This window comes from Rudanella paleaurantiibacter (assembly GCF_009184635.1).
Classification (GTDB): Bacteria; Bacteroidota; Bacteroidia; order Cytophagales; family Spirosomataceae; genus Rudanella; species Rudanella paleaurantiibacter.
The window spans coordinates 37316-49599 of sequence record NZ_WELI01000009.1; the positions used below are offsets into that span (position 1 = coordinate 37316).

9 protein-coding genes and 1 tRNA gene are annotated in these 12284 nt (G+C 52.8%); 5 read left to right on the plus strand and 5 right to left on the minus strand.

Translation table 11 applies throughout. The features are described 5' to 3' along the window. Positions 1-23: 23 nt before the first annotated feature. Entirely contained in the window at positions 24-542 is a 519-nt protein-coding gene (locus F5984_RS19145) for a lipocalin-like domain-containing protein (protein ID WP_185155573.1), read from the plus strand. Positions 543-613: 71 nt separating this feature from the next. Here the strand turns inward: F5984_RS19145 and F5984_RS19150 are convergent, their stop codons facing one another. From F5984_RS19150 to pdxH, 3 genes are all read right to left on the minus strand, one after another. Then, complete coding sequence (locus F5984_RS19150) at positions 614-1291, minus strand: hypothetical protein (protein WP_152125840.1); 678 nt, start codon at positions 1289-1291, stop codon at positions 614-616. A 135-nt stretch (positions 1292-1426) separates the two neighbouring features. Next, positions 1427-3325, minus strand: coding sequence for an AAA domain-containing protein (locus F5984_RS19155; RefSeq protein WP_152125841.1), 1899 nt, complete (start codon positions 3323-3325; stop codon positions 1427-1429). 226 nt (positions 3326-3551) lie between these two features. Continuing rightward, the gene (gene pdxH / locus F5984_RS19160; RefSeq protein ID WP_152125842.1) at positions 3552-4193 is read right to left on the minus strand and encodes a pyridoxamine 5'-phosphate oxidase; all 642 of its coding nucleotides are present in this window, start codon (positions 4191-4193) and stop codon (positions 3552-3554) included. Between the two features lie 92 nt (positions 4194-4285). Between pdxH and F5984_RS19165 the strand changes: the two genes are divergently transcribed. Together F5984_RS19165 and F5984_RS19170 are read left to right on the plus strand one after the other, a co-directional pair. After that, positions 4286-6619 carry a DUF349 domain-containing protein gene (locus F5984_RS19165; protein ID WP_152125843.1) on the plus strand — a complete coding sequence of 778 codons (2334 nt, stop codon included), beginning with the start codon at positions 4286-4288 and terminating at the stop codon, positions 6617-6619. Positions 6620-6893: 274 nt separating this feature from the next. Further along, a tRNA-Thr gene (locus F5984_RS19170) sits at positions 6894-6966 on the plus strand. A 180-nt stretch (positions 6967-7146) separates the two neighbouring features. Here the strand turns inward: F5984_RS19170 and F5984_RS19175 are convergent. Further along, positions 7147-9468, minus strand: a complete 2322-nt coding sequence (locus F5984_RS19175) for a glycoside hydrolase family 3 protein (RefSeq protein WP_152125844.1) — start codon at positions 9466-9468, stop codon at positions 7147-7149. Between the two features lie 239 nt (positions 9469-9707). Between F5984_RS19175 and F5984_RS19180 the strand changes: the two genes are divergently transcribed. Both F5984_RS19180 and F5984_RS19185 read left to right on the plus strand, forming a co-directional pair. Beyond that, positions 9708-10532, plus strand: a complete 825-nt coding sequence (locus F5984_RS19180; protein ID WP_152125845.1) for a hypothetical protein — start codon at positions 9708-9710, stop codon at positions 10530-10532. 47 nt (positions 10533-10579) lie between these two features. After that, a complete protein-coding gene (locus tag F5984_RS19185; protein ID WP_152125846.1) occupies positions 10580-11407 on the plus strand; it encodes an SGNH/GDSL hydrolase family protein in 828 nt (275 codons plus the stop codon). 186 nt (positions 11408-11593) lie between these two features. Here F5984_RS19185 and F5984_RS19190 read toward each other — a convergent pair whose 3' ends face one another. Continuing rightward, positions 11594-12187: an HPP family protein gene (locus F5984_RS19190; RefSeq protein ID WP_152125847.1), complete on the minus strand. Its 594-nt coding sequence runs from the start codon at positions 12185-12187 to the stop codon at positions 11594-11596. Between the last annotated feature and the right edge of the window lie 97 nt (positions 12188-12284).

A 12284-nucleotide genomic window follows, 5' to 3' on the forward strand; every position in this document is an offset into this window, starting at 1 on the left:
TACCAACAATTCACTACACACAAATGAAACGTTTCCTATTCACTGCCGCTATCCTCGGCCTTACCCTTACCAGCTGTTCAAAGAGTGACGATCCCACACCCGCCAGCGACCCCACAACCTTAATTGCCAAAAACTGGAAAAACACCCAAACTGACCTGCTAGTCGACGGCAAAGTGGGAACAGCCCTGTACAAAGAGGGAGCCAAAGACAACCCAATGGATATGTCGAACTTCAAAATGAACCTGAGCAGCAACGGCACCTTTGTAGAGAGTGACGTTGATGATCAGGGAAAACCCTATCAGGATAAAGGTACCTGGAAGCTGATCGATTCTAACAAGAAGCTGCAACTTACCTACGAAGACAAAACAGTGGAGACCTACGATATCACCAGTCTTACCAGCAATGAACTACAGGTCAAAGCTGAGCAAAAGCTCTCTTCAGTAAGCCAGGACGACGATTTCGGTTTGGCGTTTATTGCCATTTTCCTCGGAATTACCCCAAAAGAATCGCTGGGCCTCCAGATGAAGTTCAAGCCCCAGTAACCTACTGGTCAGGCAACAAAAAAGCGCCCTCAGTCTGGGGGCGCTTTTTTAGTATCACTCAAGCTGACTCACTATTGTTTTTTGGCCTTTACAGTCTCTACATTCTTCTTTTTTACATCCATTTCGGTTAGGGCGTTTTCCTGCTCGGTTTTGTTCAGGTCGACGTCTTTGGTCAGCTGGTCGAGTTCCTTTGCATTTTCATCCAGACTACGCAGGAGCCGTTCTTTTTCGCGCTTATTCCGCTCAATATCCCGCCCAAGCCGTTCGCCTTTCTGCACTGAACGCTGATGCGCTTTCTGAGCTTCGGTAAAGCTTTCTTCGGCAATGCGTACTTCATTATTGTATAGCGCCTTAGCCGCAAAGTCTTTCAGCAGGGTTTCAGCAGCACTGTAGCTGGGGTCGCCAGGCCGGGCAAAATTGCCACTGCCCAAATCAAACGACGCAAACAGAGTAGTTGATGCTTTGCCTCCTTTTAACTGACTGGTCAGATTGATTGGCTCCGACGAGACCGACGGAATGTCGGCATTGGTCACCCGAAACACCCCTCGCGAGAGGTTCATCCGGCCGTATGACCGTAGCACCTGTTCCCACTCGCGGCTAACCGCTTTCTCGTCGACGGGTAAGGTCAGAAACAAGCCCGACAACTTATTTTTCTCAATCGTTTGTTCGCCAGCGTACACGGTCTGCGCCCGACTTCCAAAGCCAGCCAGCATCAGTATTGCCCAGAAACCAATCCAGTTTGTTTTCATCACGACGTGGGTTTTTGCGAGCAAAGGAAAGAGGTTCTACCCGAAAAGGCAACCCAATTTTTACCAGCCGGTTGGGGCACGGGTTACACGGACGAAAAGCAGGTCGACTGCCAGCCGGACTCCCGTAAAAGAACCTTACATCCACTCCCAGGCACTGCGGTACCCATCGTGCGTTTGGGCATAGCTGATCAGGTCGGCATAAAACGAATGCGTTGCCAATGTGGCACTATCGCCAATCATAACCAGTTTTTTACGGGCACGTGTCATGGCTACGTTCATCCGTCGGATGTCGGACAGGAAGCCAATTTCGCCTTTGTCGTTGCTGCGCGTGAGCGAGATATACACAATGTCACGCTCCTGGCCCTGAAAACTGTCAATGGTATTGACGGCAATCCTGGCCCGAAACGGAGCCAGTTCGGCGTTTTGCGTCAGCTGCTCCGACAGGAGATTTAGCTGCGCCTTGTAGGGTGAAATCACGGCCGTCGACGGGAAGTCTGCCGGGCCGTATGCCGGGCTTAACTCCTCAGCCAGTAAGGCCAAATGACGAATCAGAAACGCGGCCTCTTCGGGGTTGGTTGAGCTGGTACCTTCGAGTTTTTCCTCGAAACCGCACCCGGCGGTGTCCACAAACAAAAGAGGCAGGTCGCCCGTATGCAAGCTGTGGGTAGCCACCGAGGTATGCGCCTGGAGTTGCCCGCCGTAAAACACGGATGATGAGTAGCCCATGATCCGCTCGTGCATCCGATACTGCACGTTGAGCAGGCGCACTGCTTCGGGGTGCAGAGTTACCCCTTTTTCAAGGAGCGTGGTGGCTAAACCCTGCCGGGCTGCATCCACTGATTTAATGGTGGGTGGTAACTGGCAATGATCACCAGCAAGCACCACTTTTTGGGCTTTCAGAATCGGAATCCAGCAAGCCGGCTCAAGCGCCTGACCGGCTTCATCAATCACAACGGTATGGTACCGCCGGTCACGAATCAGGTACTGGTTGGCCCCCACCAGCGTTGCCGTAATGACCTGCGCCTGCGCCAGCAGTTCATCGGTAATATACTGCTCGATCTGGGCAACATCTTTCATGATTCGGTGGGCTTCATCAAACAGTGCCTTACGTTGCTCCCGTTCGGCCCGGCCGAAACTGCGCTTGTACTTATGCGCCATTGCCTTAAACTCGCTTGCCTGCTTGCGGAGTTTTTTGATGTCTTTCATCATCCGGTGGTCGGCCATCTGATGATCGAGGGTTAAGCCCATTAACCGTTCCGATACCCGCGCCGGGTTGCCTACCCGCAGTACCCGAAGGCCTTCGTCGTGCAGTTTTTCGCTCAACAGATCAACAGCGGCATTACTCGGTGCTACCACCAGAATCTGTTTATGATCCTGCCCGTACAGGGCCTTGATGGCCTGCACCAGCGTGGTGGTTTTACCGGTACCGGGAGGGCCGTGTACAATAGCCAGTTCGTTGGCCGCCAGAATTGTACCAACTGCCTGTAGCTGACTCTCGTTGAGACGAGGAATAACGGGTAATGTGGGCAACGGCCGAAACGTAGGGTTTGCATCCCCCGTCAGAACTCTGACAAGCCGGTTCTCACCCTTGTCGGCCAACGTACTTGCCAGTTGCAGGGCCTCCTGCATCTGATCATAGCTCTGATCATCAAACAGCAGCTCAACACCCAGCTTACCATCCCGCGACCAATCGGGCAGTTCGTCGGTGAGTAGGGTAATCTTGAGCCGATTACCACCCTGATACGCAATTGTCCCCTCGACCCGGTCATTTTTGGGGTCATGGTTGCTGAACAGCATAGCGGGCGTGCCTACCCGAAACTGATGGGCAATGTCCTGATGCGTAGTCCGCTCAACCTCGACGGTGAGGTAATCGCCCCGGCCCAACTCCGAACCCCGAATGGCGATAGGGTACCACGTCAACCCATCGGACCGGCGCTCGGCAATCGAGGTCGATTCGGTCAGTCGGCGGTACTGTTCACGGTCTTCGTTTCGTTCGGCTTTAAGAAGCTGAAGAAGCTGTTTGAAATAATCCATGCGCAAAGATACCCGACTGGCGCACTTAAGCCGAATGGCTACATATTCGGGTGAACCTGGCAAATCAGACCAGCCATGCTGATTTTTCGGCAGCTATTAGCCATGATTCTCGTTCATACAAAACCCCGAGGCCAGCCCACTTTGATGGGCCAACCTCGGGGTTGAGCACGGTTTAACTCGATTAAAACAGACCGTTTACTAAAATAAAAGGATTCGAATGGAGCGATTAGGGCGATACGCGCTCGATTACCCAGGCTCCGTCGACCAGACGGTACCGTATTCGGTCGTGTAATCGGCTGGGGCGGCCCTGCCAAAACTCGATTGAATCGGGCACCACCCGGTAACCACCCCAATGCGGGGGCCGGGGCACCGGTTTTCCATCAAATTGTGCCTCCAGTTCGTTCTGACGGTTGGTCAGCTCGTCACGACTTTGGATTACGGTACTTTGTCGCGATACCCAGGCACCAATCTGACTACCCCGTGGCCGGCTCCCAAAATAAATATCTGACTCCTCAGGGGTCACTTTTTCCACAACGCCTTCGACCCGAATCTGCCGCTCGAGTTCCGGGTAAAAGAAAGTCAGCGAGGCCACCGGATTAGCAGCCAAATCTTGCCCTTTGTCACTTTCATAATTGGTGTAGAACACAAAACCCCGGCCATCGACCTCTTTGATGAGCACAATCCGACCTGATGGACGGCCATTTTCGCCAACAGTAGCCAAATGCATAGCGTTTGGCTCGGGAATACCAGCCCCCAATGCAGCCTCAAACCACTGCCGAAACTGGGCGAAAGGGTCGGCCAAAACATCGCTGCGATCAAGCCCGTTGAGGGTATACTCCTTTCTTAAGTCTGCTATTTCTACCGACATAATTCGTTTTCTTTGCGATCGTTAGGGAAGGAAAAATCCTCCGAATCCGCAATTCTTTCTATTTTTGCAAAAGTAATCGGTACGTTACCAACATGGCAAACGAAGAAAAAGAAATCAAAGGACCTGAGGATTTGACCAGTAAGCCAGCCGAAATGTTGGAACTGGATGCGACAGAGAACGCTGCTGCTGAGCCTGCTCAAGAGGATGTAACAGACGAACCTGCTGCCCAGTCAACTGAAACGGTTGAGGCATCAACGCCCGTCGAACCCTCGGAAGAACCGGCCCCGGTAGAAGCATCCGCTGAAGCCCCAGTCGCGCCGGTTACCAGTGAAGAGTCATCGGTTCCGACAGCCGCTACGGAGGCTGAACCCACCGATGTGTCAGACGCCCAGGCGGTTTCGACCGACGAGGCTCCCGCCGAAGAACTCCCGGCCGATGCCGAGGTGCCTTCCATTCTGGAAGAAACAGCCCCACAAGCTGAGGCTGTAGCCGAGGTCGCAACACCCGAAGCGGAAGCAGCTCCGGCCGACGCTATCGAACCATCGGTAGCCGAGGAAATCACGGCTGACTACGCCGATACGGAGACCGCCGAGGAAGAAGCGGCTGCCCAGCCTGCCATCGACTACAGTCAGTTTGGTAAGGCTGAATTTGTGGCGTTGCTTCAGGAGCAACTGACAACCATCAGCGCCGAAGGGGTAACACCCGGCGATTTCAAGCGGGCCGACGCCATTTTGAAAGAAGCCAAGCCCCTGTTCGATCAGTTGAAGGCAGGTGACCGCCAATCGGCTCTCTCGAAATACACCGAAGAGAACGGGTCTGACGAAGGATTTGAGTTTAAGTACGACGAAAGCGTCAACCAGTTTGATGCGTTTTACAAGCAGATCAAGAGTCTGAAGAATACCTATTTCCAGAATCTGGACAAGGCCAAAGATTCGAATTTCGCGACCAAAACCGAACTGCTCCGGCGGCTTCGGGAGTTGGTTGAGAACGACGAAAACAGCGCGGCTGATCCTAAAGCCAGCTGGAACGAGTTCAAGCAGGTTCAGGACGAGTGGAAAGCCGCCGGCAATATCAACTCGCCCCACAACGCTACGCTTTGGGCTACGTACCACGCCCTGGTCGACCGGTATTACAGCAACCGGAATATTTATTTTGAGCTGAAAGAGCTCGACCGCAAGCGGAATGCCACCCTCAAAACGGAGGTAATCCAGAAGGTTGAAGCTATGGCGCAGGAACTGGCCGACAAGCCAGTGTCGCGTCAGACAATCGACGAAGCGAACGCCTTGTTTGAAGAGTACAAGCATATCGGCCCGGCCCCCAAAGCCGAGCAGGAAGTACTCTGGGGCCGGATGAAGGCGGCTCTGGATACGCTGTACGAACGGCGTCGGGGACAAACCGAAGAGCAGCGGAAAGAATCGGCTCAGCTGTACGAAGAGAAGTCGAAAATCTACGAAGAGCTGGTTCCGTTCACCTCATTCTCTTCATCGAGCATCAACGACTGGAACGACAAGACCAAAGAGGTCATGGCGATTCAGGACCGCTGGAATGCGCTGAAAGGCTCTATGCCGCGCGAAGAAGGCAAGGAGTTGAGCAAGAAATTCTGGGCAACGCTGAAGTCGTTCTTCTACAACAAAGGCGAGTTCTTCAAAGAGCTGGAAGCCAAGCGTGAGCAGAACCTGAAAGCGAAAACCGAACTTTGCGAGCAGGTGGAAGCCATCCTGGAGTCGGGCGAAGATACCCCTGAGCTGACGCAGCGCGTGATTGAGCTGCAGCGGCAGTGGAAAAACATCGGCCAGGTACCCGAGAAATTCAAGAACACGATTTTTGATCGGTTTAAGAATGCCTGTGATTCGTTCTTCAACCGCAAGCGTAACAAGAATCAGGAAACTGAGCGGGAGTTTGAGGACAACCTCGCGAAGAAAAACGAGCTGATTGCCCGCATCGAAGCCGCGGCATCGGAAGGTGCCGACCTCTCGCAAATGAACGAGTTCAAGCGCGAGTGGAGCAGCATTGGATTTGTACCCAAGCGCGATATGCAGGTGACCCAGAAACGCTATATCAACGCTATCAACGCGTTGGTCGGTGCGATGGGTAAGATGACCCAGAAAGAAAAAGACCGGGTAATCCAGGAAACCGAAGCCGAAGTAAATCAAGGCCGTCGGGGTGGTGGTGGTAACCGGGGCGACCGCGACCGGGATTCATACCGTCGGGGTGGTCATGGTGATGGCGACAGCCGGGGTGGCGATATCCGTCGTCGGATTACGGCCCTTGAAAACGACATCGCTACATACCGGAACAACATCGAGTTCTTTGCCCGGTCGAAGAACGCCGATAAACTCCGTGCCGATATCGACAAAAAGATTGCTGATGCGCAGAAGCAACTCGATGATCTCCGCAATCAGCTACGGGCTGCCCAGTCGGCCTAAGCGAATCAGAAATGATTAATCAGAAGCCTGTGCGAATAAACGCACAGGCTTTTTTCATCTCAATTGGGCGGGGAGTTTATGTTGCCCCGTTATTCCCTCGGCATCGGTTCTAAAATCTGGCATTTTAGCGTTAGCCAAACCATCTGTTTTTCAACAAAATACGCCTTAGCACCACAAAAAATGCATATTTTTTATATCAAACGCTTGCGCTGAATCATTCTTCGCCCTACTTTTGCACCACGATTCACCGGTAACGGGGCGTCGCAAAAGTAAAGCCTCCATAGCTCAGCTGGTAGAGCAACTGACTTGTAATCAGTAGGTCGTTGGTTCGATCCCGACTGGGGGCTCTTAAAGAAAACCGCTCAAGTATTTGAGCGGTTTTTTTGTGCCTTTCTCCGTGCCGAAACCAAGCTACTTAGAGCCACAGTTCGAGTTAACACGAGTGCCGCCCGCAAACATGACTGCGCCACTAGCTTTAAAACGAAAGCCAGGGGTGCAGTCATGTGCAGATCATAATAGCCCAGTTTCTATTTCTTGTACTTGGTCACGCGGGCGTCTTTGATCACTCCTTTCCAATTAAGGCCAAAGCCAAAATCGTACGAGTTCCCCTCTGAATCACGGTGGCAGGGCATATCAAACGGCACATCTTCGGCCTGCTTTTCAACGACGCTCATCGATGCGGGCATTTGCATCGGCAGCAAACCCGACGGCTGGACTTTACCTGACATAATATCGAGCAACGCCTGATCCTGCACGCCGAAGCTGACAAGAATGGCACTCGCATCGCCCTCAATTTCGCTGAACACCATCGGGTTGGCAACAGCCACCGAAACAATAACGGGCTTACCATTCATTTTCTGGCGGGTTTCGGCTACCAATTGCACGTCTGTTACGTTGCGCGCCGTAACCGATTTATCCTTGTACGAACGGTTGGTAAACGACTCCAGCGGGTCGCCCCCGGCCAGGCTCGTGGCCCGCGCGTCGGTAGCCGTGTAGGGGCCGTACTGCAAACTGATAGGCAGGTAGCCATTACCCCCTTTTTTCAGATCTTCTACGTCGTATCCAATACCCGTTTTGGGGTTTTCGATAAACACCAGAGCTACATCAGCCTCGGCGGGGTTGTCGGTCACCTTGAAGTATTTCTTCACCAGCTCCATATTCACCGGATAATCGGTTGAGGACGGGGTTTCGATACCGAGGAAATTCCGGCTCGCGGCTACGTATCGCTTCGGTACGTACACCGTTTTGGTGGAAGCCAACGGCAGCACCGCGGCCTTATTTTTGAGCATAACGATCGACTTCAGCTGGGCTTCGTACCCGGCCTGCATGTACGCGGGCTTGCCCACAATCCGGCTCGATTCAGCCGCATTCAGATAAGGGTTTTCAAATAGACCAACCCGGAAAATATTACGCAGCAACCGTACGGCCGACTGCTCCATCCGGGCCCGCATAAACGGCTCTCCGTGCTGTTTTATACCAAGTTGGTAGGCCTCCAGAATCGGTTTGGCGTCGTTGTTACCTCCAAACTGATCAACACCCGCCATCAGTACTTTGTAGTGCCGCTCGGCAAGCGATAGTTTTTCGACGCCCCACGACTTTCCATCAATAAACGAGTCCATCACTTTGTGGTCGCCGGTCACGTTCCAGTCGGTACACACCACCCCATCGTACCCGTACTTCTGCCGGAGCAAATCAGTAATCAGGTAACGGTTGTAGTTGTTAGCGATGTTTTCGCCGTTTTTCTTGTCCTGATTCCACGAGATGGTGTAATAGGGCATCACGGCCGACGCCATGCCGGTTTTGCCATTGAGCTTAAACGCCCCCTGGATAAACGGAATCAGGTGCTGATCGAAATTATTACCAGGGTACACCGCGTATTTGCCGTTGGCATAGTGCGCATCGCGGCCAGCCTCGCCAGCCCCGCCACCCGGCCAGTGTTTCACCATGGCGTTGACCGATCCGAAACCCCAGCCGCCCGCTACCAGCTTCGGGCCGAGCGACGTTTGAAACCCGTTACAGTAGGCTTGCGCCATTGCTGCCGACAACCGGGGACTTTCGCCAAATGTGCCCTCAAAACGGCCCCAGCGAGGTTCGGTGGCAATATCGACCTGCGGAGAAAGCGCCGTAGTGATGCCCAGTGCCCGGTACTCATTGGCGGCAATTTGCCCAAACTGCTCTACCAGTGCCGGATCGAACGTAGCCGCTAAACCGAGCGACGAAGGCCACATAGAAATACGGCCACCCGCAGCTGCGTTGTACTCAGCCCGTGCCACCGTGCCGTGGCGGGGGTCAGAGCTGTTATTGGCCGGAATCCCCTTGCCTACCCGCTCACAGAATGCCTGCATCCGGTTGTTCCAGCGGGCTGCCACTTCGGGCGTCTGCACGGAGGTAATCAACACGTGCCGTAGGTGGTCGGTCTGGAGAAATTTCTGCTGCTGATCGGTTAGGGCCGTAGGATCGGTCTCGCCTTCTTTGAACGGTTTGCCGCCATAGGTACCCGCAAAGTAGCCGCCTGCCCGCGCCGGAATAGACTGGTGCGACGAGTACAGCATCAGGCCCGCAATTTCCTCGACAGTCAGTTTCGAGGCCAGGTCTTTGGCGCGCTGTTCAACCGGCAACCGCCAGTCTTCGTAGGGGTCGAGCACACCATTTCGGTTCAGGTCTTTAAACGCCAAACCGGCGACCGTAAGCAGTTTAACACCCGATTCAGCGGAATAACCAAGCGTTTGTCCGTCCGGATTAGTCACTACCCGAAACGAGCCCGCATCGGTTTCGGTCCAGCGCGGCTGAGCAATGGCCAGCGTACTACACGCCCATACCGAAAGGCTGAGCATAAACGATTTTGTCATACAAGTCGATGTCTAAAATGTCTACGGGGTAGCTCACCGAACCACCTTTACGTCAAAAGTACGCAAAGCCCCGATTTGTGCGAAGTTCGGGGCCTGTTTTTTGCCATTCATCCATCTTTTTTGACACCGATGGCATTCAGCAACTAAACCGTTTGATACCCCCACCTACCGTTGAGTCAAAACTATTGTCAATCAGACGATTGCACACTCACTTTCGCACCAAAAATCCATTCATGTTCATGAAGCTTTCACTACTACTTCTCCTATTGGTAAGTTCATTGCGCGCTGTGGCGCAAATCGGTCTGGGCGGCACGCCAAACCCCAACGCAGTTTTAGATTTAAAAAGCCCCAATAAAGGCTTGCTTATTCCCCGCACTTCCACAACTACCCGACAAACCATTCCACCGGTTAAAGGTCTGATGGTGTATGACACCACGCAAAGTTCATTTTGGTACCATACGGGGGCTGTCTGGCGCGAAATCACCGACAAATGGCAAACTAATGGGTCGGTATTGTTCTCAAATAACTGGATTGGTATACAAACAAATTCTCCAGCCTACGCCCTTGATGTTGGTGGTAGTGTTCGGGCACAGCTAAACCTTCGCAGTGATAATGACGCTTTGATCGAGCGCGATGTGCATGCCAAAAATAATCTATACGCTTATAATCGAGTCGGCATCGGTACCCTTTCACCTACACAACCGCTTGATGTAGTGGGGAATGCACGCATCAGTGAAAATTTGCAGGTCAATGGCAATTTCGGCATTGTTCGCAGTAATAGCTCAACCCAGTTGAAAATGAGTTTGCCCAGTGGCAACCTGATTTTAACCTTGCAACCCAATGTATTTTTTGACGTAACGTTTAATATGACAACCTTCACCGGAACTCCACGCGTCAGTATTGCACAAGTCGTGAGTACCGGGAACACGTGGCATCAGATTATACTTACCGTACACGATGTTAATACGACGACCAACACATTCAAGGTTCGATTTTATAATGCGGGCAACAGCACTGCTGTGTTCGATGGCACGCTTAACCTAATGGTGGTTGGCCAACCCTGACTCGCACTCAAACGGGTAGTTGCGCTCCGGTCTGTGATTTTATAGGTATGTTCCGTAAACTTCTCCTTTTCTGCTGCCTTGTTGGCCTGTTTAGCTCGTTCCGGCGCGATACCCTGACGTGGGTAGCCATCGGCGACTCGATCACGTACCTCAACGACCACCTGAACGAAACCGGCAATCGGGTTACCAAAGGGTATATGACCCGCGTAACCGAGCAATTGCCCTATGTCCAGTTTGTGAACCAGGGACATAATGGCTGGACGGCCGGGCGCATTGCCGCGCAGATTGAGACGCTAAACCTCACCAGAGCGGACCTCTACTCGGTGTTTCTGGGCACCAACGACTGGTGGGCCGGGCGGCCATTGGGACAGCTGAACGATTATATTGCCAATACGGGCAACCGGACGGTGTACGGCTCCTATCGGATTATTATTGATAAGCTCCGAAGCCTCAACCCCAACGCGCCGATCATCCTGATTACCCCCATGCAGCGTGTGGATTTTGTGTACCTGTTCAACTTTAAGAACAACGCGTTTGGCTCGTACAAGCCCAAAAACGGGCAGTCGCTCGAATCGTTTGCGCAAGCCATCGACTCCATTGGTCGCCATGAGAAGCTGCCCGTGGTGGATTTGTACCACCTGAAAGGGCTGGACCACAAAGAGCTGGTGAAGTTCAAGCGGCTGAAAGACCCGCAAACAGGGCAGTATCGGAACTACCGCTATCCCGATTTCATCGATGTTCCGTTTAACCCCGAAACCGACGAGTACCCCTACCCCGCTGAGTCGGTCGCACAAACGTACGATGGTCTACATCCTTCCGACGCAGGTTACGAACGGATTGCGCGGGTCCTGATAAAGCGCATTAAACGGCTCTGAAAGGGTAAAGTAGTCAGACTGAATTGAATGTATAATGAACAATGCATAATGAATAATTGTCAGCAGGCAAGACAATTATTCATTATGCATTGTTCATTATACATTCACTTAAGCGTATATAGTTCATCGTTTCTGAGCAGTTAACCAAAAACCACAAACTATAAACCATAAACCAGATTTGCGCGTCTACTTCACCGTCTGTCGGAGATGTTTACGGGCTCGCAGACGGAGTTTCCGCCACGACAGCGGATCGGCCGGGTACGACCGGTCGGCGGGGATATTGTTGATGAGCAGGGCAGTAAGCAGCAAAATACCAACGCCCGTCAGTACCGGCGAGAAAGTGTAGGCAAAGCCAAGGCTTTTGATTTTTTCAGAGCCAATATTAGCGATCAGGGCCGTAGCACCACCGGGCGGGTGCATGGTTTTGGTAATCTGCATAGCCACAATAGACAACGAAACGGCCAATGCCGACGATAACCAGAGCTGGCCGGGAAACAGTTTGTAGACAGCTACGCCAATAAGCGAGGCAATCAGATGACCGCCAACCAGATTACGGGGCTGGGCCAGCGGGCTATGTGCCGACCCGAAAATAAGTACACACGAGGCCCCCAAGGAGCCAATCAAAAACACATTGTCCTGTTCGGTAAAATGCGTTTGCTGCATGAGCCCGATGGCAGCAATGGCCACAAACGCGCCCAGAAAAGTCCAGAAATGGTCGGCGGGCCGAAGCAGGGTTTGACGATAGATCACATACCGGGCCACACGGTAGTGTCGCTTCATTCGTATTCTCATTCTCACAACGTCAATTACACATACTCTGCAGAGCTGAACAGGCAGCCCACTCGTTGGCAACAGCCCAACCGGTCTGATTAATTCC